This is a genomic window from Serratia sp. PF-27, assembly GCF_030053255.1.
GTDB lineage: Bacteria > Pseudomonadota > Gammaproteobacteria > Enterobacterales > Enterobacteriaceae > Serratia > Serratia bockelmannii.
The window spans coordinates 54,063-77,032 of sequence record NZ_JASGBT010000006.1 but is presented as its reverse complement, the minus strand read 5'-3'; the positions used below and the strand labels follow the sequence as shown (position 1 = coordinate 77,032).

The following is a 22,970-nucleotide window of genomic DNA, read 5'->3' as shown; positions in this document are numbered from 1 at the left end:
CGGTCGGCCATTAATGGGGCAGCGGGGCCAGTTGCTTGTTGCGGCGGAACTTCGCCTGCAGCCGGTCGAAGTAAAGGTAGATCACCGGGGTGGTGTACAGCGTCAGCAGCTGGCTCATCACCAGGCCGCCGGCGATGGTGATGCCGAGCGGCTGGCGCAGCTCCGCGCCGTCGCCGCGGGTCAGCACCAGCGGCAGCGCGCCGAACAACGCCGCCAGCGTGGTCATCATGATCGGCCGGAAACGCAGCAGGCTGGCCTGGAAAATCGCCTCGCGGGCGCTGATGCCGCCGTTGCGCTGCGCTTCGAGCGCGAAGTCGACCATCATGATGGCATTTTTCTTCACGATACCGATCAACAGCATGATGCCGATCAGCGCGATCAGGCTGAACGGTGCGCCGAACAGCTCGAGCGCCAGCAGCGCCCCCACGCCGGCGGAAGGCAGCGTGGAAAGGATGGTCAGCGGATGGATATAGCTCTCATACAGCACGCCGAGCACGATATACACCGTGGCGATCGCTGCCAGGATCAGGATGAGCTGCGACTTCAGGGTGTCCTGGAATACCTGGGCGGTGCCGGCGAACGCGCCGCGCACCGTGGACGGCACACCGAGCTGAGTCATGGTGCGCTCTACCGCCGCGGTGGCGTCCGACAGGCTGCCGCCGTCCGGCAGGTTAAAGGAGATGGTCGAGGCGGCGGACAGCCCCTGATGGTTGACCGACAGCGGCGCGTTGGCCGGTCGCCAACTGGCGAAGTAGGAGAGCGGTATCGCCTTGCCTTCGTTGTTGATGATGAACATTTTGTCCAGCGAGCTGACGTCCTGAGTGTAAGGCGGCGCCACTTCCATCACGACTTTGTATTGGTTGAGCGGTTGATAGATGGTCGAAATCTGTCGCTGGCCGAAGGCGTTGTTCAACAGGTTGTTGGCGTCGGACACCGAAATGCCGAGGCGCGCCATGGTTTCGCGATCGTAGACCAGATCCATCTCCGAGCCTTTATCCTGCTGATCCGAGTTGACGTCCGCCAGCTCGGGCAATGCGGCCAGCGCGATGCGGATCTTCGGCTCCCATTCGCGCAGCGCGGCGAGATCGTCCGCCAGCAGCGTATATTGGTAGCTGGCGTTGGCCTGCCGGCCGCCGACGCGGATATCCTGTACCGCCATCAGAAACAGGCTGGCGCCCGGTTCTTTGGCCAGGCGGGCACGCAGGCGGGCGATCACTTTCTGCGCGTCGTCGCTGCGTACCGACAGGGGTTTCAGTGAGATGAACATCGAACCGCTGTTGGTGCGCGAGCCGCCGGTAAAACCGGTGACGTTTTCCACGTCCGGATCTTCGCGCACGATTTTCATGAAGTCTTCCAGTTTGCCGCGCATCGCCTGGAACGAAATGCTTTGGTCGGCCTGGATAAAGCCCATCAGACGCCCGGTATCCTGTTCAGGGAAGAAGGTTTTCGGGATGCTGATATACAGCCAGACGTTGAGCGCAACGGTGGCGAGGAACACCGCCAGCACCCAGCGCGAGTGGCCGAGCACCCAGTTCAGCGAGCGTCCGTAACCCTGCTGCAGCGCCAGCAGCATTTTGCCGAAGCCGCGCGCGCGCCGCTGCGAACGCGCCGGCTGGTGGCGCAGCAAATAGGCACACATCATCGGCGTGAGCGTCAGCGAGACGATGAGCGACAGCCCGATCGATACCGACAGGGTGACGGCGAACTCGCGGAATAGCCGGCCGGGCAGGCCTTCCATCAGCAGCAGCGGGATAAACACCGCCACCAGCGAAACGCTCATCGACAGCACGGTGAAGCCGACTTCCCGCGCGCCCAGCAGCGCGGCGTTGATCGGTTTCATGCCGGCCTCGACGTGGCGGGAAATGTTTTCCAGCACCACGATGGCGTCGTCCACCACAAAGCCGGTGGCGATGGTCAGCGCCATCAGCGACAGGTTGTTGAGGCTGAAGCCGCACAGATACATGGCGGCGAACGAGCCGATCAGCGACACCGGCACGGCGACCGCCGGGATCAGCGTGGCGCGCCCGGAGCGCAGGAAGATGAACACCACCAGGATCACCAGCCCGATGGCGATCGCCAGCGACTGTTCCACCTCGGCCAGCGACGCGCGGATGGTTGGCGAACGATCCTGCGCGACGTTGAGTTGAATCGAGGCCGGGATATTCTCCTGCAGGGCGGGCAGCTCGGCGCGAATGCGATCGACGGTTTCGATGATGTTGGCGTCCGGCGCGCGGCTGATGGCCAGAATGATCGCCGGTTTGGCGTCGGTCATCCCGGCGTTACGCACGTCTTGCACCGAGTCTTTGACCTCGGCCACGTCGGCTAAACGCACCGCCGAGCCGTTGTTGTAATGAATGATCAGCGGACGATAAGCATCGGCGGTTTTCAGCGCGTCGTTGGCCTGGATCTGCCAGCGCTGCTGCGGGTTTTCCACGGCGCCCTGCGGACGGCGCACGTTGGCGTTGGCGATGGCCTGCCGCACGCTGTCCAGCGACACGCCCTGATTGAACAGCGCCGAAGGGTTCAGCTCCACCCGCACCGCCGGCAGCGAGCTGCCGCCTACGGAAACGTCGCCGACGCCCTCGGTCTGGCTGATCTTCTGCGCCAGCTGGGTGGAGGCGAAATCGTAAAGCTGCCCCTGGCTGTAGGTGTCCGAGGTCAGCGTCAGGATCATGATCGGCGCGTCGGAAGGGTTGACCTTACGGTAGCTGGGGCGGCTCGGCATGCCGGTCGGCAGCAGGCTTTGCGCGGCGTTGATCGCCGCCTGCACGTCGCGCGCGGCGCCGTTGATGTCGCGATCGAGATCGAACTGCAAAATGACGCGGGTACTGCCGAGCGAACTCATCGAGGTCATTTCGTTAACCCCGGCGATGCGGCCCAGCGCGCGCTCCAGCGGCGTCGCCACCGAGGACGCCATGGTTTCCGGCGAGGCGCCCGGCAGCGACGCGCTGATCGAAATCACCGGAAAATCCACCTGCGGCAGCGGCGACACCGGCAGCAGGCGAAAGCCGATCGCGCCGCTGATGGCGATGGCCAGCGTCAGCAGGGTGGTGGCCACCGGCCGGTGAATGAACAGGGCGAAGAATTTCACGGCAGCTCCTGCGTATCCAGCTGGCGATGCGTGTTGCGCGCCAGCTTGTCAAACAGCAGGTAGATCACCGGCGTGGTGAACAGCGTCAGGATCTGGCTCATGATCAAACCGCCGACCATACAGACGCCGAGCGGATGCCGCAGCTCCGCGCCGACGCCGGTGCTCAGCATCAGCGGCAGCGCGCCGAGCAAGGCCGCCAGCGTGGTCATCAAGATCGGCCGGAAACGCAGCAGACAGGCCTGATAGATGGCGTCGCGCGGCGATAAACCCTGCTCGCGTTCCGCCGCCAGCGCGAAGTCGATCATCATGATGGCGTTCTTCTTCACAATGCCGATCAGCAGGATGATGCCGATGATGGCGATCACGTCCAGCTCGCTGCCGGCCAACATCAGCGCCAACAGGGCGCCGACCCCGGCGGTCGGCAGGGTGGAGAGGATGGTGACCGGATGAATGAAGCTTTCATACAGCACGCCCAGCACGATGTACATCGCCACCACCGCCGCCAAAATCAGCCACAGCGTGCTGCCGAGCGCCGCCTGGAAGGCCAGGGTCGCCCCCTGGAATTGGGTGGTGATGTCCCTTGGCATATTGAGATTTTTTTCCGCCTGGGTGACCGCGTCGACCGCCTCGCCGAGCGAGTAGCCGTCGGCGACGTTGAACGAAACGGTGGCCGACGGGAACTGATCGAGATGGTTGACCGACAGCGGGCCGAAGCGCTCTTCGATTTTGGCGATGGCGCTCAGCGGCACTACGGCGCCGTCGTTGCCGCTCAGACGGATCTCATTGAGCGCCGCCAGCCCCGGTGTCGCGCTGACGTCGTGCTCCAGCACCACGCGGTATTGATTGGCCTGGGTGTAGATGGTGGAGATCAGGCGCTGGCCGAACGCGTTGTACAGCGCATTGTCCACGTCGCTCATGGTGACGCCGAGGCGGGAGGCCGAATCGCGATCGACGTTGACATAGGCCACCAGCCCCTGATCCTGCCAGTCGCTGGTGACGTCCGCCAGCTGCGGGGTTTGCTTCAGCTCATCCATCAGCTGCGGCACCCACAGGCTGAGATCGTCCAGCGACATTGCCTGCAGGGTGAACTGGTACTGGGTGCGGCTGACCTGGGTATCGATGGTCAGATCCTGCACCGGTTGCAGATACAGCTTCACGCCGGGGAACTGCGCCGTTTGCTGCTGCAGGCGGCTGATGATCGCCGGAATGCGCTCGCTGCGTTCGCTCAGCGGCTTTAGGTTGATCTGCAGCCGGCCGCTGTTGAGCGTGGCGTTGCTGCCGTCGACGCCGACGAACGAGGTCAGGCTCTCCACCGCCGGATCTTTGAGGATCTGCGCCGCGACCTGCTGCTGGCGCTCGGCCATGTTGCTGAACGAGACGCTCTGCGGCGCCTCCAGCGTGCCCTGAATGATGCCGTTGTCCTGCACCGGGAAGAAACCTTTCGGGATCAGCAGGTACAGCAATACCGTCAGCGCCAGCGTGCCCACGGCCACGCCGAGCGTCAGCCAGGGATGGTTAAGCACCGTTTTCAGCCACTTGCCATATTGCGCGATCACCCGGTCGAAAAAGCGTTCGGAGGCGGCGGAAAAACGGTTCTGCTTGCGCAGCGATTCGTGGCTGAGCATGCGTGCGCACATCATCGGCGTCAGCGTCAGCGACACCACGGCGGAGATCAAAATTGCCACCGCCAGCGTGACGGCGAACTCGCGGAACAGGCGGCCGACGATGTCGCCCATGAACAGCAGCGGGATCAGCACCGCCACCAGCGAGAAGGTCAGAGAGATGATGGTGAAGCCGATCTCGCCGGCCCCTTTCAACGCGGCGTCGAGCGGTTTTTCCCCTTTCTCGATGTAGCGCGAGATGTTCTCGATCACCACGATGGCGTCGTCCACCACGAAGCCGGTGGCGATGGTCAGCGCCATCAGCGTCAGGTTGTTGATGGAGAAGCCAAGGAAGTACATGGCGGCGAAGGTGCCCACCAGCGACAGCGGCACCGCCACGCTGGGGATAATGGTCGCCGGCACGTTGCGCAGGAACACGTAGATCACCATCACCACCAGCGCGATCGCCAGCAGCAGCTCGAACTGCACGTCGCTGACCGAGGCGCGGATGGTGGTGGTGCGATCGGTCAACACCTTGACGTCGACTGACTTGGGCAGGCTTTTAATCAGCGTCGGCAGCATTTCGCGGATGCTGTCGGCGGTGGTGATGACGTTGACGCCGGGCTGGCGTTGGATGTTCAGCACGATCGCCTGTTGCTTGTTGGCCCAGGCCGCCAGTCGGGTATTTTCCGCCCCTTGTTCGATGGTGGCGATATCCTGCAGGCGGATCGCCGCGCCGTTCTGATAGGCGACGATCAGCTGGCGATAGTCGTCGGCAGATTTCATTTGGTCGTTGGCGGAGAGGGTGACCGATCGGGTCGGGCCGTCAAGGCTGCCTTTCGCCGAGTTGACGTTGGCGTTGCTGATGGCGGCGCGAATGGTTTCACTGTTCAGGCCATAGGCGGCGACCGCCGCCGCGTTCAATTTTACGCGCACTGCCGGGCGTTGGCCGCCGGCCAGCGTCACCAGGCCGACGCCGGTCACCTGAGAAATTTTTTGCGCCACGCGGGTTTCCACCATGTCTTCCACCTGCGTCATCGGCATGGCGGTGGAGGTCACGGCCAGCGTCAGGATCGGCGGATCGGCGGGGTTAACCTTGCTGTAGATCGGCGGGTAAGGCAAATCGGTCGGCAGCAGGTTGGTGGCGGAGTTGATCGCCGCCTGCACTTCCTGCTCCGCGACGTCGAGCGGCAGCGCCAACTGGAACTGCAGTGTGACCACCGAGGCGCCGCCGGAGCTTTGCGACGCCATTTGCTTCAGGCCGGACATCTGGCCGAACTGGCGTTCCAGCGGCGCGGTAATGGCGGAGGTCACCACGTCCGGGCTGGCGCCGGGGTACAGCGTCACCACCTGGATAGTGGGGTAATCCACCTCCGGCAGGGCGGACACCGGCAGCGCGCGATAACCGATAATCCCCGCCAGCAATATTGCCACCATCAGCAGCGTGGTGGCGACCGGACGCAGAATAAACAGGCGGGACGGACCGCCGCCGGCGTTGGGAGGCATCACCTGCATCAGGACTTCCTCTGAACGTCAGGTTCGCGCTTGGCGTTGGCCGCCGCCGGCGCTTCGCTCGGCGCGAGCACTTCCACCTGCATGCCTTCGGTCAGGCGATCGATGCCGTCGGTCACCACCCGATCGCCGGCGTTGAGACCGGCGCTGATCACCACCTGTCGGCTGTCCTGCACGCCGGCGGTGACCCGATGTTTGCTGACCTTGTTGTCTTCGCCGAGCGTCCAAACGAAGTTGCCCTCGTTGCCCATCTGCAGCGCAGCGGTCGGGATCACCACCGCATCGTGCAGGGTATCCACCTGCAGCCGCGCGTTGACGAACTGATTGGGGAACAGCGCGTCATCTTCGTTGGCGAAGCGCGCTTTCAGCTTGATGGTGCCGGTGGCGGTATCAATTTGGTTGTCCAGGCTCAGCAGCGAACCGGTCGTCAGCTTGTTCTGGTTGGTGCGATCCCAGGCTTCGACGCTCACCGGCCCGGCTTTTTGCGCCTTGAGCAGATCGGCGATGCTGCCTTCGGGCAGCGTGAACACCACGTCGATCGGGTGCGTCTGCGTGATCACCACCAGACCGGTGGTGCTGCCGCTGGTAACGTAGTTGCCGACGTCGACCAGTTTCAGGCCGACGCGGCCGTCGATTGGCGCAGTGATGCGGCTGTAGGTGATCTGCAGTTTGGCGCTGTCGACCGCGCCCTGATCGGCCTTGATCGCGCCTTCGGTCTGCTGCACCAGCGAGGCCTGCGTATCCAGCTCCTGACGGGACACCAGATTGGTTTTCACCAGCTGCTGATAGCGCGCCAAATCGCGTCGGGCGTTGGCCAGCGTGGCCTGATCTTTTGCCAACTGCCCCTGAGCCTGGGTCAACTGAACCTGGAATGGCCGGGGATCGATTTCCGCCAGCAGATCGCCGGCTTTGACCTGCTGGCCTTCGGTAAAGTGGATCGCCATCAGTTGGCCATCGACCCGGCTGGTGACGGTCACGGTATTGGCGGCGGTGGCGGTGCCCAAGCCGGAAAGATAGCGTGGCACCGTCTGTTGCGTGGCGGTCGCCGCTTGCACCGGCGACATCGGCGCGCCGCGTCTGCCGCCCGCCGCGCGGCCCGCTCCCGTTTTACCGGCGGCCTGGTGCGCGCCCGGCGTCGTCCCAGCGGTCGGTTGGGCGGCGCTGAAATGGCGCCAGGCCAGAACGGCGACGATGATCGCAATCGCCGCAACCAGCAGGCGCAGCAGCAGGGAACGACGTTGGGGTTTTGCATTCATGGTGGTGAAAATTCTCTCCAAAAGGCAGGGGCGCGGGCACTCATTGCCACAAAAATGACACTCCTTACAGGATACTAGTTTAGCCAGCGAAGACGGCATAAAAATGAAGGAAATATGGAGGAACCGTCAGCATTGTCTTAATAAGTGGGTGATTTGCGCGTGCTATGTTTATAAGTGATTTATTCCGGCTTATAGCTAATACGTTTTAACGATTTCCTGTATTTGGCGCTAATAATTAACAGGCAAATCATTTAACCCATGGAGCCTTTGTGATGAGCAAGAAACAACTGGGTCGTTCCGGCATTCAGGTGCCGGCGTTAACCTTCGGTGGCAACGTGTTCGGCTGGACGGCGGATCAAGCGACCTCGTTCAGCCTGCTGGATGCGCTGGTGGACAATCAGCTCAACTTTATCGATACCGCCGACGTTTATTCCAGCTGGGCGCCGGGCAACCGGGGCGGCGAATCGGAAACCGTCATCGGCGAATGGCTGAAGAAGAGCGGCAAGCGCGACCAGGTGATCATCGCCACCAAGGTGGGCAAACCGATGGGCGAAGGCAAGCAGGGGCTGTCGCCGCGCTATATTCAGCAGGCGTTGGAGGACTCGCTGCGTCGCCTGCAAACCGATTATATCGATCTTTATCAGTCGCACGACGATGACCGCGATACGCCGCTGGAAGAGACGCTGGCGGCGTTCGATGCGCTGATCAAGGCCGGCAAGGTGCGGGCGATCGGCGCCTCCAACTATCAGGCGGATCGCCTGGAAGAAGCGCTGCGGGTGAGCGAGAGCAACGGATTGGCGCGCTACGAAACCCTGCAGCCGGAATATAACCTGTATGCGCGCGAAGGGTATGAAGCCGAGCTGGAAGGCGTGGCGCAGCGTCATGGCCTCGGGGTGATCAACTTCTTCGCGCTAGCCAGTGGTTTTCTGACCGGCAAATACCGCAGCAAAGCGGACGAGGGCAAAAGCCAGCGCGGCGATCGCATCGTCGAACGCTACCTGAACCCGCGCGGTTTCCGCATTCTGGCGGCGCTGGATCGGGTGGCGGGCAAACACGGCAGCTCCCCGGCGCAGGTTTCGCTGGCCTGGCTGATAGCGCGCCCGAGTATCACCGCGCCGATCGTCAGTGCGACCTCGTTGCCGCAGCTGGATGAGTTGGTCAGCGCCACCCGCCTGACGCTGGATGCGGACGACATTCAGGCGCTGAACGACGCCAGCGCCGAGTAGGGGGCGTTACCCGGCGGCGATTTTGCTCTATGCTGAAGGGGTTAACATGGCCCATTCAGGAACCCGCAATGTCTGGTGATATCATCAACGACCTCGCGACGCTGGAACAGCTGTACGGCAAACCCGCCGCGCCCTCGGTTTTTAAAGAAGTCAGCTATATTCACCCGGCGTACCGTCCGTTTATCGAGGCGGCGCCGTTTGCCGCGCTCTCGACGGTCGGGCCGGACGGCATGGATGTCTCTCCGCGCGGCGATCCGGCCGGTTTTATCCATATCGAAGACGAGAAAACCCTGCTGCTGCCGGACCGTCGCGGCAATAACCGCATCGACAGCTTGCGCAATATCCTGCACGACAACCGGGTGGCGCTGCTGTTGCTGATCCCCGGCATCGGCGAAACGCTGCGGATTAACGGGCGGGCGGAGATCGTGGTGGCGCCGGCGGTGCTGCAGCGCTTCGTCCATCGCAACCAGCTGCCGCGTTCGGTGCTGCGCATTCGGGTGGAGGCGGTGTTCTTCCAGTGCAGCCGGGCGATCTTGCGTTCGGGATTGTGGGAAGAGGGCAGCCGCCTCGAACGTTCGGCGCTGCCCAGCCCCGGCCATATTTTGGCCGCGGTGAGCCAAACGCGCTTCGACGGTGAGGAGTACGACAGCGCGCTGCCGCAGCGGCTGAAGGATACGCTGTATTAATCGCCGTGGCGTTCGCGCCACATTTGCCGGTTCAGCCGATACAAGACGTGCTTTTGCAGCGGATGGCCCGTCGGCAGGCGCGGATGCAGGAAGGTTTCGCCGTCAAACTGCATGCCGATGCGCGTCATCACCCGGCGCGACGGCTGGTTATTTTCGGCGGTGAAGGACACCACTTCCGGCAAGTGCAGCGTGTCGAAGGCGTACGCCAGCGCGGCGCGCGCCGCCTCAGCGGCGTAGCCGTTGCCCCAGTGAGCCGCCGCCAGCCGCCAGCCAATCTCCACGCAGGGGGCACAAGGCAGATCGTCGCCCGGCCGCGCCAGCCCGACAAAACCGATAAAAGGCGCGCCGCCTTTCACTTCCACCGCCCATAGCCCCCAGCTATGTTGTTGCATGAAGGCGCGAATGCGTTCGGCCTGCGCGTGGCTTTCCTCGGCCGTCATCGTCGCCGGGAAATAGCGCATCACCTGCGGATCGGCGTTAAGCGCGGCGAAGGCCGGCAGATCGTCGTCGCACCAGGCGCGCAGCCGCAGCCTGGCGCTGTCGAGGGTAAGGATGGTCGACATGATGCATAGCCTCCAATGAACAAGGGCGCGGCGAGCCGCGCCCTTGGGCTGTCAACGGAACAGCGTTTGCGCCCAGCGCGCCAGCCCGGCGGTGACTGAGCCGAAGTCGTTGCCGCCGACGATCGGAATGCCCGGCAGCTGCTGTTGCAGCGCGGCGCGCAGCAGAGGTGAGCGCGCGCTGCCGCCGGTCAGGTAGATCACCTGCGGCGCGGTCTGGCTGCTGGCCAGCGCGGCGCTGACCTGCTCCTGAATGCGCATCAACGGCTGCGAAATGGCGTCGGCGAGCTGAGCCTGGCTGATGCTCTCCGCCAGATCGGCCTGCACGAAATTGAGCGGCGCGCTGATGGCCGTTTGGCCGGACAGGGCGATCTTACTCTCTTCGGCCGCCCGCACCAATCGGTAGCTCAGGCGCTGTTGGTACACTTTCAGCAGGCGTTTGACCTTTTCCGGCTCCGCCGCGTCGAGGATCAGATCGCGCAGCACGCGGCCGTTGGCGGCGCTGTAGAAGTCATTTTGCGCCGGCACGTCGTTGGTCGCCACCGCGTTCCAGTAAGGCAGCGCCGGCAGGGCGATGCCCTTCGCGGTTTCGCCGCCCAGGCCGAACAGCGGCATCAGCTGTTTGAAGGCCAGCATGATGTCCAGATCGTTTCCGCCGACCCGGCAGCCGCTGTGGCCCAGCAGGCTCTGCTGACGATCGGCGCGGTCGCGCCACTGCGGCCCCATCAGCAGCACCGAGCAGTCGGTGGTGCCGCCGCCGATGTCTACCACCAGCACGGTTTGCTCTTCGCTCAGCGTCGCCTCGAAGTCCAGCCCCGCTGCCACCGGCTCGAACTGGAATTCAATGTCCTTGAAACCGGCACGTTCGGCGGCGCGCTGCAAAATGCCCTGCGCCTGCCGGTTGGCTTCGTCGCCGCCGATGCCCTGGAAGTTGATCGGCCGGCCGATCACCGCCTGATCGATGCCGGTCTGCAGCACGTTTTCCGCCTGGCGTTTGATGTGGAACATCATGGCGCACACCAGGTCTTCGAACAGCGCGATCTGCTGCGGTTTCAGGCCGTTGGCGCCGAGGAAGGACTTCGGCGAGCGCACGAAGTACACCTCTTCGGGATCTTCCATATAGTGCGCCAGCGCCTGCAGGCCGAACAGCACGCTGTCGCCGTTGACCGGAATGTCTTCTTCGCGGTTGTAACTGATGGCGCGGCGCAGCAGCTGCTGGTTTTCTTCGCTGCCGGTCGGCACCTGCCAATGGCGGTGCAGGCATTCGCTCACCGCTTCGCGGGTCGGCGCGCACAGCATCGAAGGCAGATACGGCTCGTTGTTTTCCAGTGTCAACAGCTCGGGGCCGTGGTCGCGCATCACTGCAACGGAACAGTTGGCTGTCCCGTAATCGAATCCAATAAACATCTCTTTTTTGTCCCCATGCCAATGAAGGGGGGCGACTTTACCCGAGACGGGGCCGGCGGGCAATGCACCAATGCGCGAGTGTCGAAAAATTTAGCGGGCGCGGCGGCGGCGTGCTTAACTTAATGTCCGAATTCCGCACGTCAGCGCGTCAGGCGAGCCCCATAATGCAGAAAAAACCGAACCCGAGCGTTGCCATGAATACTCAACAGCAAGCGTTGTACGACGCGCTGCGCGCGCGTGACCGCAAATTCGACGGCCGTTTTTTCGTCGGCGTCTCTTCCACCGGCATCTATTGTCGCCCGGTGTGCAGCGCCCGCACGCCGAAGCGGGAAAACTGCACCTTTTATCCGAGCGCGGCGGCGGCTGAACTGGCGGGGTTTCGCCCCTGCCTCAAATGCCGACCGGAACTGGCCCCTGGCCTGGCGCTGATCGATCTGGGCAACCGCTATGCGCAGGTGGCGGTGCAGCTCATCGAGCAGGGCTATCTGTCCGAACACAGTTGCGAAGCGCTGGCGGCGCGGCTCGGCATTTCCGATCGCCACCTGCGGCGTATCTTCGCCGAGCAGTTTGGCGCTTCGCCGATCGATTACGCGCAGTCGCACCGGCTGCTGCAGGCCAAGCGCCTGTTGGCGGATACCGACCTGCCGCTCAGCGAGGTGGCGTTCGCCGCCGGTTTCGGCAGCCTGCGGCGTTTCAACGAGCTGTTCAAGGCGCGCTACCGCCTGATCCCGTCGGCGCTGCGCAGCGGCGGCGCGCGTGGTGAACGGGCGGCCGCCAGCGGGTTGGTGTTTCACCTGGGCTATCGGCCGCCCTATGACTGGGATCGCATGCTGAATTTCTTGCAGGCGCGCGCCGTGCAGGGCGTGGAGCGGGTCGAGGGGCGCCGCTACCTGCGCTCGATCGCCGTCAGCCAGGGGGGCACTGAACACCGCGGCTGGTTCAGCGTGCAGCCGGAAGAGGCGCGCAATCGGGTTCGGGTCGAGGTAGCGCCGACGCTCAGTCTGGTGACGACGGAGGTGTTGCGCCGGGTCCGCTTGCTGTTTGATCTGGACGCCGCGCCGGATCGCATTAATGAGGCGCTGGGCTCGCTGGCGGCCGATGCGCCGGGATTGCGCCTGCCGGGCTGCGTGAACAGTTTCGAGCAGGCGACGCGTGCGGTGCTGGGGCAACTGGTCAGCGTGAAAATGGCGGCGACCTTCGCCGGGCGGATGGCCGAACGCTGGGGGGAAGCTCTGGCAACGCCGCATGAGGGCATCACCCACGTTTTCCCCACCGCAGAACGGGTGGCGCAGCTGCAGCCCGAAGAACTGCGCCCGCTCGGGGTGCAGGTGAAGCGTGCGGCGGCGCTGATCGAGATTGCCCGCGCGCTGGGCGAAGGGCGGCTGCAGCTCGACAACGTGCTGGATATCGAACAGGGCATCAAGGCGCTGACCGCGCTGCCCGGTATCGGCAACTGGACCGCCAGCTATATCGCGATGCGCGCCTGGTCGTGGCCGGACGTGTTCCTGGCCGGCGACTACCTGATCAAACAGCGTTTCCCTGGCATGACGCCGCGCCAGATTGAACGCTACGCCGAGCGCTGGCGCCCGTGGCGCTCTTACGCCACGCTGCACCTGTGGCACAACGGCGGCTGGGCGCCGGAAGGGGAGAGTTGAACGTGGCTAGCGGGGGGACTCGATCAGCTGCAGCAAGCGGCTCATGCCTTCACGCATCAGGAACGCCAGCAGCTTTTCCCGTTCGGCCGGCGTCAGGTGATAGTAATACTCGATCCAGACCCGTATTGGATCCTGGCGTTTGACGTCGTAGTCCGGATGATCGGCCTCGTGCAACGCCGAGAGGCTGCGCGCGCCGAATGGCAGGCTGTCGATATGGTATTCCAGCGCTTTGCCCTGTACGCCGCTGCGGCGGCGACTGACCCAGCCTTCTCGCCGGGCCATCAAATTGACTCCTTGTGGGGTTGAGGGCAACCCCGCCTTCCCCATCAGTTCCCTGGCGGAAAACCATTTCTTTTCCATAGTCCCTTATCCTGAGTCATCACATGTCGAGGAAAATCAACGGATACGCTGATACTCGCATGGGCGATTCATCTTACTTAATCGTTTAAGCCTAAGGTGTTATTTATATCACTAATCTCGTATGGGTTAACACAATGTGAAATACGGGGGAGTGCGGCGGCGCCCGTGCGACGGCGCCGGTGAGGAAGAGGGATTAGCGAATGCCGAAATAACCGTCGCTGAGCAACACCGCCAGCGGCTGCTCCAGCGCCACCTGATCGCCGTCCGCCAGATCGATGCCGATATCGCGCAGCGCCTGCAGCGTCACCGGCTGGTGGGCCGGCCCGGCGAGCGTCTGCGCCTTGATTCGATGCGCCGCGCCGTTGAGCATCGCGACCATCAGCTCGTCCATCTGGTTGCAGTGCACGTTGGTGATAAAGCGCTCATCGATGCGAATGATGTCTATCTTCTGATCGCCCAACTCATCGAAGGCATTGATGTTATGCCCAAAGCCGTTGACGATCAGTCGGCAGCCCAGCTGCTGCAGCTCGCGGAGAAATGCCCGGCACTGCGCGGCATGTTCCAGCACCGCAGCCTCATCGACGCTAAACAGCAGTGCCTGCGGCGGCAGCGAGGAGGCGCGCACCGTTTCCGTCAGCTCGCGCTGGAAGTCGGTGCTCAGCAGGCTGTCGGTGGCCAGCGGCAACGCGAGCGACAGCCCCTTGCGCTTGATGTCGTCGGCGCACGATACCAGCAGCTGCGCCACCGCCCAGCGGTCGATATCCGGCATCAGGCCGTACAGCTGCGCGGCGGCGATGAACGCCTCGTGCGGCAGCGGCCGATCGTCCGGTGCCATCACCTGCAGCTTCACCTGGTGGAACGCGGCCGACAGCGGCGTCGCCGGCGGCGCGACCGCGTGGGTCAGCAGCCGCAGTTGCCCCTCGCTGATGATGGCCTGTACCTCCTGCGAGTTCAGCAATTCATGCTGCCGTTCCAGCAGCTGTTTTTGCCGCGTTTCGTATAGATAAACCTGGCCGCGCCCGTGGTGTTTGGCGGTGTAGCAGGCGATGTCGGCCTGCGCCAACAGTTCGCTGCTTTGGGCGTCGCCGCTGATGTGCGTGATGCCGGCGCTGGCGCCGACGCGGTAAATTTTTCCTTCCCAATAGAACGGATGCTGGCTGATTTGGTTGACCACCTGCTGTACCAGCGATTTGGCCTGTTCCAGCCGGCAGTCGAACAGGATCAGACCGAACTCGTCGCCACCCAACCGAGCCAGGCAGTCGCTATTGCGCAGCTGGTGGCGCATCAACTGAGCGATGTCGCGCAGCAAGGCATCGCCCGCCGCATGGCCGGCGGTGTCGTTCACCGCCTTGAACCGATCCAGATCGAGGAATACCAGCGAATGCGGCGGCGACGGTTCCCCGGTGGCGGCGATCGCCGCCTTCAGCTGCTTCTCGAAGCGGGTGCGGTTCGGCAACCCGGTCAGCGCATCGTGCGAGGCGCTATAGCTGAGCTTTTTCATCAGTTCGCGCGAGGCGGTGACGTCCTGCAGCACCATCACCGCGCCCATGGTTTCGCCGTCGAGAGTTTTCAGCGGTGAGACCGACTGCTGCACGTCGAAATAACGCCCGTCGCGGCTGTGCAGCACCAGCGCATAATCCGCTGGCCATTGCCGTGGGTATTGCGTGAGGTTTTCGATTTCCGGGCCGTCTTTGCCGTTGGTCAGGCGCACCACGCCGGCGACCGGCATACCGATCGCCAGTTCGAGCGGCCAGCCGCACATCTGTTCCGCCACCGGGTTCATAAAGGTGATACGCAGGTGGCTGTCGGTGGAGATCACCCCTTCGCCGATGGCGTCGAGAGTGATGTGCAGGCGCTCCTTTTCTTCGTGCAGCGCCTCGGCGAGGCTCTTGAGCTCGGTCATGTCGATATTGGTGCCGATCATACGTAGCGGCCGGCCGTGGTCGTCGAGGATCACGTTGCCCTGGCCGCGGATATGGCGCACTTTGCCGCCGCGCGTCGTGATGCGAAACTCCATGATGAATGGCCGCGGCTGCGCCAGGATCTCGGCCAGTTCGCGATCGGTGCGCTCGCGATCTTCCGGCACCAGCAGGCTGCGCCACAGCGCCTGCGTCGGCGTTTGGTCGGGATTGAGATCGTAGAGTTCGAACATACGCTGATCCCAGGTGAAGTTTTCCTGGTTCATCACCCATTCCCAGATGCCGACGCCGCCCACCTGGTTGGCCAGCGTAATGCGCTCCACCAGCCGGTTGTTCTCCGCCTCGCTGCGTTTGAGGCCGCTGATGTCCTCGACCTGAGAGATGAAGTACAACGGCCGGCCTTCGCCGTCGCGCACCAGCGAGACCGCCAGCAGCGCCCAGACCGTCTGGCCGTCGCTGCGGATATAGCGCTTCTCTAGGGTGTAGCTGCTGATATGGCCGTCGAGCAGTTCGTGCAGTTGGGATAGGTCGGCGTTCAGATCGTCCGGGTGGGTGATCTCTTGAAAGGTCAGGCGATAAAGTCTTTCGGGCGGATAGCCGAGCAGTTTGCACAGCGCCTGATTGACCTGCAGCCATTTGCCCTCCGGCGACACCAGCGCCATGCCGATGGCGGAATACTCCAGCGCGCTGCGAAACCGGCTCTCGCTCTCGACGATGTGCTGTTTCTCCACCCGGAAGGTGTGCATCACCATCGCCATGGCGTGCGCCGGGATCAGGATCAGCAACATCGGCAGATAGAGGCCGAGTTCGCCCAGGAAAGTGTGCCGGGAAGACGTAAGGCGCATCAGGCCCAGCGACAGCAGGACGGTGATCAGCAGGATTGTACAGAAACAGACGGTGAAGGTTTCGAAGCGCGACAGGGCGATAGCCGCCCACAGCAGCGGCAGGATGACGAAGGTAAAGGGGAAGGGCAGATGCGTCAGCGCCAGATAGCTGAAGGCCAGCGATCCCATCAGGGTCAACAGCAGCGGATACGGATTCAGCCCAGCCAACAGGCGGCGGTGATAGGTGAGCCCGAGCGGCGCCAGCGACAGCACCCCTATCGCCTCAGCGATGAACCAGGTGCCGAACGATTGCCAAAACGTCTGGTCCGGCGTTGGGGGCAGTCCGGCGGCCAGCAGCGCGCTGAACAACGGGGTAAAGATCACCGCGCAGACCACGAAGCGCAGCCAGCAGCCCAGATCGCTCAGCGGATCGTTCGCCGGCAGCGTGCGGCGCAGCAGCAGGGCGCAAACCGCCGCTTCCAACAGGTTGATGGCGGCCAGCTTGACGGGAGTGGCGCTGACGCCGAACAGCAAGAAACTGGCGAGCACGATGCCGAGGCCGCTGGCCAGCAGCGGCAGGCCCCAGTGGCGCGGGGCGTGGCGGAACAGCACGGCGATCGCGGCGGCGGTCGGGAACCACAGCGGCGTGAAGTGATGAGCCTCACTGGATAACGACAGGCTCAGCAAGGCGAGCAAAAACGTCGCCAGCGCCACGAACAGGGAATGCGTCAGCACGACGCCTTTGTGTGTGCCGAACGTGTTCGGCGCGCTGATCTCCATAGACACCCTTACCGATGGCCTCTGCCTGTGATTGAATTCATGACGTGAATGAATTAAGGCGATTTATTGGCAAAGGGTAGTACAGCGTGAGAGGAAAACCTACCGGGAGGGCCGACTTTACTGCATTAGCGCAGGCCCGGCGACAGAATGACGAAAAAGCCGGCGCGGGGCCGGCTTTGAGCGTCTTACAGCAGGAACAGGGTGGCGAGGCCGAGGAAGATGAAGAAGCCGCCGGTGTCGGTCAGCGCGGTGATGAGCACGCTGGAGCCGACCGCCGGATCGCGGCCCAGTTTGAGCATGGTCATCGGGATCACCACGCCCATCAGCGCCGCCAGCAGCAGGTTGAGCAGCATCGCCAGCGTCATTACGCCGCCCATCGCCGCGTCGCCATACAGCAGCCAGGTGATCACGCCCATGATGCCGCCCCACACCACGCCGTTGATGATGGCGACGCCCAGCTCCCTCAACATCAGGCGCGAGATATTGCCGACTTCGATCTGGTGCAGCGCCAGCGCGCGCACGATCATGGTGATGGTCTGGTTGCCGGTGTTGCCGCCGATGCCGGCGACGATCGGCATCAGCGCCGCCAGCGCCACCAGCTGGGAAATGGTGTGTTCGAACAGGCCGATCACGCGGGAGGCGATGAATGCGGTGCAGAGGTTGATCGCCAGCCAGGCCCAGCGGGTCTTGACCGCCTTGCTGACCGGGGCGAACACGTCTTCTTCCGGGCTCAAACCGCCCATGCGGCGCAAATTGGTGTCGCTCTCTTCGTTGACGGCGTCGACGATCTCTTCGATGGTCAGGCGGCCCATCAGTTTGCCTTTGGCATCAACCACCGGGGCGCTGATCAGGTCATAACGTTCGAAGGCGCCGGCCGCATCATCGGCCTTGTCTTCGGGCTGAAAGGTGGCGGGATCGCTGTCCATCACGTCGCGCACCGGGATCTCCGGATCGTTCAGCAGCACCGCGGTCAGCGGCAGCTCGCCCAGCAGGGTGTTTTTGCGGTCGGTGACGAACAGTTTATCGGTGGCGTCGGGAATGGTTTTGCGCATGCGCAAAAAGCGGTGCACCGCGCCGAGCGTGACGTCCGGCCGCACCGTCACCAGTTCGAAATCCATCATCCAGCCGACGCTGTCTTTGGCGTATTGGCTCATCTCGCGCACCTGGGCGCGCTGCTCCGGCTCCAGCGAGGTCAGCAACCGGCCCATCAGGTTACGCGGCAGGTATTGCGCCAGGTAGGCCTGTTCGTCGACATCCAGCGTTTTGATCGCCTTGAGCAGGTCTTTGTCGCTCATTTCCTCGATCAGGCTGTCCCAGACCGGCTCGGCGACTTCCACCAGCGTCTGGCCGCGCTTGCTGTTGCCCACCAGCCGCCACAGCGCCATGCGTTCGTCCTGCGGCAGCGCTTCCAGCAGGTCCGCCAGGTCGGCGGCGTGCATGTCGTCCAGCAGGCCGGTAATTTCCGCCGTCTGGTTCAGCCGTTCGCTTTGGCTGAGGGCGTGTTCATCCCCCGGCCGGCCGAGAATGCCGTCGACCAATTCCTTATTGTTCAACAACAGAGTAAGAATGCGCTGGCGGTGTTCAGCGACTTTTTTGACGTTATGGGTTGCGGCTGACATGGTGTTCCTTAACGGGCGCTCGGCGTTCCTGACGCAGGCTCATTAAAAGATAGAGCATAGCGAGTGCCGGAGTCATTTTTATGAAACGGACGGGGCGCGGCGGTTATTCAGAGGAGGCGTCCTGTTGCGGCGCGCTGACTTCGGCGGCGTTTTGCGCAGCGGCCTGCTTTTTTTCCTGATGATGAGGCACCGCCACCACGGCGGCGTACAGCAGTCGGCCGACTAAAATGATAAAGCTGATAAACAACACTATCTTCGTCATCTGTCCGGTGGTTTTCTTGCGCATATATCACCCGGTATGCCGGTGTCCTGTGTTATTCGCTCGAGAATTTGTAACCGGATTTTAGGCGCTGATGACAAAAGTTGTCCATTTTTTTCCGGCGAGCGGCGCGCCGTATTAGGGTTTCGTTTAGGTTGGCGGAGCGGGGGCGGAAAGAAAAACCCCCTGGCTGGCAGGGGGCGAAGGATCAGGCGGAGCGCTGTTCGTCTTGCGAGCCTTCTTCGTCGATCAGCAGCTTCCAGCCGACGACGTCGTTCCAGTAGGCCTGCTCGCGCTCGAAGTCCAACTGCACCAGGTTGTTTTGCGCCAGGTAGCCGGCCGGGAAACGCAGCGTCCAGTGGTTGTCGTCGGTGGTCAGGCGCAGCGTTTCCGGCGTGGTGGTCGACTGACGCTGGTTGTTGAGCAGGGTGCTCAGACGCAGCAGCTGGATCAGCGGCAGGTAGTGTTTCTTCTTGAACAGGTTAAGGCGCGGCAGCTCTTCCAGCTTGATCGCCTTGCGGTGGAAGCGCACCAGCGCCGCCAGCAGCAGCTGCTGTTCCTGATTGAAGCCAGGCAGGTTGGAGTTTTGCAGAATGTAGGCCGAATGGCGGTGCATGCCGCTGTGGTTGATGCTCAGCCCCACCTCGTGCAGCATGGCGGCCCATTTCAGCAGGGCCTCCAGCTGCGGATGCGCCAGCTTGGTGTTTTGCGCCATCCACTGTGAGTAGAGCAACTCGGTGGTTTCCAGCACCCGTTTGGCCTGTTCGCGGTCGATGTTGTAGTGATCGGCCAGGCTCTTGGCGGTGCGGCTGCGGATGTCCTGGTGGCGGAAACGGCCTTCCATTTCATACAGCACGCCTTCGCGCAGCGCGCCGTCGGACAAGCGCAGATCGCGGATCGCCAGCGCGTCGAACACGCCGCACAGGATAGCCAACCCCGGCACGAACACCGATTGGCGGTCTTCCGACAGCCCCGGCAGGCTCAGCGAGCCGAAGCTTTTGAACTGCAGCACCTGTTCGGCGAGCATTTCCAGGCGTTCCAGGGTGATGAGACCGTCTTTTTCTCCCATCGCCACCAGCACTTCGTGGGCGGCCTTGATGGTACCCGAGGCGCCCAGCGCGTACTGCCAGCCCTGAATGCGGTACTGCCAGGCCAGCGTTTCCAGCTTCTGTGCCGCCGCCAGCCGCGCGCGGCGGAAGTTGTTTTTGCTGATCTCTCCGCCGGGGAAGAACAGCTGGGCGAAGCTGACGCAGCCCATGCGGCGGCTTTCCGCCAGCAGCGGCTCGAAGTCTTCGCCGATCACCAGCTCGGTGGAGCCGCCGCCGATGTCGATCACCAGCTTGCGGCCTTTCTCCGGCTGGGTGTGTTCCACGCCCATGAAGATCAGGCGCGCCTCTTCCTGGCCGGCGATGATTTCGATCGGGTAGGGGATCACTTTGGCGGCGCGCTTGAGGAATACTTCGGCGTTCACCGCCTGACGCAGGGTGTGGGTCCCGACGATGGTGACGTTATCCGCCGGGAAGCCCTGCAGCCGTTCGGCAAACAGCGCCAGGCAGGCCAGGCCGCGTTCTATCGCCTCTTCACTGAGTACGTTGTTGCTGTCCAATCCGTCGGCGAGATGTACCCGTTGTTTCAAACGGCCCAATACCTGTAAAGCGCCGTTGACGACGCGGGCGATCACCATGTGGAAGCTGTTCGACCCGAGGTCGATGGCGGCGATTTCCTGCGGTTTGTTCGATGCAGTGTTTTTTAGCGGCATAGTTGCTGGCCTACTGTCCTGGTTGTTCCAGAGCTTTTAAATACTCGTAAATAGCCACCTGGGCGCGCACTTTGCGGCGGTTGCCGCGCGGCACGTACTGGTTGCTCAGTTCTTTATCCACATAACGGGCCTTGACCGTATCGCTGAACAGGATCTCCAGAATGTCCAGAACGCGCTGTTTCAGCGCCGGATCCAGCAGCGATACCGCCACTTCGATACGGTAATCTATGTTGCGGGTCATCCAGTCGGCGGAGGACAGATACACCCGTTTGTCACCTTTATTGTCGAAAACGTAAACCCGATCGTGTTCCAAAAAGCGATCGACGATGCTGATCACCTGAATATTGTCGCTGATCCCCGGCAGGTTGGGAATCAGGGAACACATGCCCCGCACCAGCAGGCGGATCTTCACGCCGGCGCCGGACGCGGTATATAACCGATCTACCAGTCCTTTATCCACCAGATTATTTATTTTCAACATAATGCCGGCCTGTTCCCCGGCCTGCGCGTTGGCGATTTCGTTGTCGATCAGCTCATACAGCTTCAGGCGCGAGTTCTGCGGCGACACCATCAGGTTGTCGAAGGTGACCGGCCGGTAGGGGTTCTCGATAAAGTTGAATACCCGGCGCACCTCGTTGGTGATGCGTGAATCGGCGGTCAACAGCGAATAGTCGGTGTAGATGCGCGCGGTTTTTTCGTTAAAGTTGCCGGTGCCGATATGAGCATAGCGCACAATGTCATCGCCTTCACGGCGTGAAATCAGGAACAGCTTGGCGTGGATTTTCAGGCCCGGCGCGGAGAAGATCACGTGTACGCCGGCCTCGGTCAGGCGCTTCGCCCAGTGAATGTTGGCTTCTTCGTCGAAGCGCGCCTGCAGCTCGACCACCACCGTGACCTTCTTGCCGTTGTGCGCGGCGTGGATCATCGATTCGATGATGCGCGAATCTTTCGCCACTCGGTAGATGTTGATTTTGATCGCCAACACGCTCGGATCGAACGACGCTTGGCGAAGCAGCTCCAGCACGTGCTCGAAGGTGTGGTACGGGTAGTAGAGCAGCACGTCTTTTTCACGAATGGCGTCGAAGCCGTTGCGGAAACCGTCGAACCAGATGTGGCGCAGGCGCGGCAGCGGCTTGTTGACCAGATTGGCCTTGCCGACGTTCGGGAAACTGATGAAATCTTTGAAGTTGTGGTAACGGCCACCGGCGATCACCGAATCGTAGTTGGAGATGCCCAGCTTGCCGCGCAGCAGTTCCACCATTTCGTTCGGCATGTCGCGCTGATAAACAAAGCGCACCGGCTCGGCGGTCAGGCGCTGTTTCAGGCTGGAGGACATCAGTTCCAGCAGGCTGGATTCCATTTCGGTGACCAGATCGTACTCCGCGTCGCGGGTCATTTTCATCGAATAGGCGTTGAGCGCATCGTAGTCGAAGAAGCCCTTGAAGATATCGTCTAGGCAGTAACGCAGAATGTTGTCCAGCAGGATCATTGGCTTACGGCGGCGCGGCGCTTCCGGCGGCAGATTGACGAAGCGCGGCACCTTGTCGGACGGGATCTCCAGCAGCGCATAGTCGGTGCGGGCGCCGCGGATGATCTCCACCGCCAGATAGGTGTAGTCGTCTTTCAGGAACTGCACCAGGTTGGTGTCGTGGTTGATCAGGATCGGCGTGATGTGCTGGCGCAGATGTTGTTTGAAATATTGCCGCAGCCAGATTTGCTGGTTCTCGGACACCTGGCGTTCGTTGATCAGGAAGATCTGGTTGCGGGCCATTTCCAGCAGCAGATCGTTGTACAGGCCGTCGAACTCCTGATCGGTTTTCAGCACCTTGGCCTGGATCTTTTTCAGCAGGTGGCGCGAGGAACCGGCGGAGCCTTGCTCTTCGCTGATCAGGATGCGCCGTTTGAGATCGGCGAAGCGGACTTTATAGAACTCGTCGAGGTTGTTGGAGTAAATGCCCAGAAAACGCATACGTTCAATCAGGGGATTGCTCTTATCTGCGGCTTCCTGCAACACGCGTTCATTAAAGGATAACCAGCTTAGTTCTTTTTCGATGTAGAGCTTTTCCTGACCCATTGCCACTCCAGTTCAAATTTAGAATAGGATCCGGGACGCAGCGCCCGGATGCCGCTCTAGTGTCCTTCATCATTATTGCGAGAGATTGACAGGAAAGTCCAACATATCCATTGCGTTGGCGCGCGGCGTTTTTCGGCGGCAATAAATTTTCCCCGCGGCGGGATGCTCGGCAGTAAAACGATCAGCATGAAATGACGGCTAGCAGGCTTATTCTTGGCGTTATAAAGCGTGTTTATGGTCATTTTTCAGCAATATATCAAATTCATATTGTCTGTTGGCAGTGTAAAAAACCTGGGTTGAGTCGGGTAACTTTGTCATGCAAACGTCATAAAACTGACATAAGATGCCCGGTTATCTTACGGCGTAAGCCCGATTACATCAG

14 protein-coding genes are annotated in these 22,970 nt (G+C 62.3%); 3 read left to right on the top strand and 11 right to left on the bottom strand.

Features of this window, described 5'->3' with window-relative positions; translation table 11 throughout:
* Positions 1-10: 10 nt before the first annotated feature.
* Genes mdtC through QMZ29_RS02160 form a run of 3 tightly spaced genes read right to left on the bottom strand, consistent with a single transcriptional unit; the run spans position 11 to position 7,460 of the window.
* A complete protein-coding gene (gene mdtC, locus QMZ29_RS02170; protein ID WP_282980697.1) occupies positions 11-3,091 on the bottom strand; it encodes a multidrug efflux RND transporter permease subunit MdtC in 3,081 nt (1,026 codons plus the stop codon).
* Complete coding sequence (locus tag QMZ29_RS02165) at positions 3,088-6,207, bottom strand: MdtB/MuxB family multidrug efflux RND transporter permease subunit (protein WP_025303860.1); 3,120 nt, start codon at positions 6,205-6,207, stop codon at positions 3,088-3,090. The genes mdtC and QMZ29_RS02165 overlap by 4 nt, the downstream gene beginning before the upstream one ends.
* A complete protein-coding gene (locus QMZ29_RS02160) occupies positions 6,207-7,460 on the bottom strand; it encodes an MdtA/MuxA family multidrug efflux RND transporter periplasmic adaptor subunit (protein WP_060448095.1) in 1,254 nt (417 codons plus the stop codon). The genes QMZ29_RS02165 and QMZ29_RS02160 overlap by 1 nt, the downstream gene beginning before the upstream one ends.
* Positions 7,461-7,732: 272 nt before the next feature.
* On the opposite strand from QMZ29_RS02160, the gene QMZ29_RS02155 reads away from it, so the two are divergent.
* Both QMZ29_RS02155 and QMZ29_RS02150 read left to right on the top strand, forming a co-directional pair.
* Positions 7,733-8,686, top strand: a complete 954-nt coding sequence (locus QMZ29_RS02155; RefSeq protein ID WP_261426499.1) for an aldo/keto reductase — start codon at positions 7,733-7,735, stop codon at positions 8,684-8,686.
* 68 nt (positions 8,687-8,754) lie between these two features.
* Positions 8,755-9,372, top strand: a complete 618-nt coding sequence (locus QMZ29_RS02150; protein WP_261426496.1) for a pyridoxamine 5'-phosphate oxidase family protein — start codon at positions 8,755-8,757, stop codon at positions 9,370-9,372.
* Here QMZ29_RS02150 and QMZ29_RS02145 read toward each other — a convergent pair.
* Together QMZ29_RS02145 and yegD are read right to left on the bottom strand one after the other, a co-directional pair.
* On the bottom strand, positions 9,369-9,935 hold the full coding sequence (locus QMZ29_RS02145) for a GNAT family N-acetyltransferase (RefSeq protein ID WP_261426494.1): 567 nt from the start codon (positions 9,933-9,935) through the stop codon (positions 9,369-9,371). The two genes, QMZ29_RS02150 and QMZ29_RS02145, sit on opposite strands and share 4 nt — an antisense overlap.
* Positions 9,936-9,986: 51 nt before the next feature.
* On the bottom strand, positions 9,987-11,339 hold the full coding sequence (gene yegD / locus QMZ29_RS02140) for a molecular chaperone (RefSeq protein WP_025303855.1): 1,353 nt from the start codon (positions 11,337-11,339) through the stop codon (positions 9,987-9,989).
* A gap of 164 nt (positions 11,340-11,503) precedes the next feature.
* On the opposite strand from yegD, the gene alkA reads away from it, so the two are divergent.
* The gene (gene alkA / locus QMZ29_RS02135; RefSeq protein WP_173888288.1) at positions 11,504-12,994 is read left to right on the top strand and encodes a DNA-3-methyladenine glycosylase 2; all 1,491 of its coding nucleotides are present in this window, start codon (positions 11,504-11,506) and stop codon (positions 12,992-12,994) included.
* Between the two features lie 6 nt (positions 12,995-13,000).
* On the opposite strand, the gene QMZ29_RS02130 is transcribed toward alkA, so the two are convergent.
* The 6 genes from QMZ29_RS02130 to ppk1 all read right to left on the bottom strand — a co-directional run bounded on the left by QMZ29_RS02130 (position 13,001) and on the right by ppk1 (position 22,588).
* Complete coding sequence (locus tag QMZ29_RS02130; protein ID WP_025303853.1) at positions 13,001-13,354, bottom strand: DNA-binding protein; 354 nt, start codon at positions 13,352-13,354, stop codon at positions 13,001-13,003.
* Positions 13,355-13,547: 193 nt separating this feature from the next.
* Positions 13,548-16,877 carry a diguanylate cyclase gene (locus QMZ29_RS02125; RefSeq protein WP_261426484.1) on the bottom strand — a complete coding sequence of 1,110 codons (3,330 nt, stop codon included), beginning with the start codon at positions 16,875-16,877 and terminating at the stop codon, positions 13,548-13,550.
* Positions 16,878-17,062: 185 nt separating this feature from the next.
* On the bottom strand, positions 17,063-18,496 hold the full coding sequence (mgtE, locus tag QMZ29_RS02120) for a magnesium transporter (RefSeq protein ID WP_025303851.1): 1,434 nt from the start codon (positions 18,494-18,496) through the stop codon (positions 17,063-17,065).
* Between the two features lie 103 nt (positions 18,497-18,599).
* The gene (locus tag QMZ29_RS02115) at positions 18,600-18,782 is read right to left on the bottom strand and encodes a YfgG family protein (RefSeq protein ID WP_004941600.1); all 183 of its coding nucleotides are present in this window, start codon (positions 18,780-18,782) and stop codon (positions 18,600-18,602) included.
* Between the two features lie 181 nt (positions 18,783-18,963).
* A complete protein-coding gene (ppx, locus tag QMZ29_RS02110) occupies positions 18,964-20,514 on the bottom strand; it encodes an exopolyphosphatase (RefSeq protein ID WP_025303850.1) in 1,551 nt (516 codons plus the stop codon).
* Between the two features lie 10 nt (positions 20,515-20,524).
* Entirely contained in the window at positions 20,525-22,588 is a 2,064-nt protein-coding gene (gene ppk1 / locus QMZ29_RS02105) for a polyphosphate kinase 1 (RefSeq protein ID WP_025303849.1), read from the bottom strand.
* Positions 22,589-22,970: the final 382 nt, after the last annotated feature.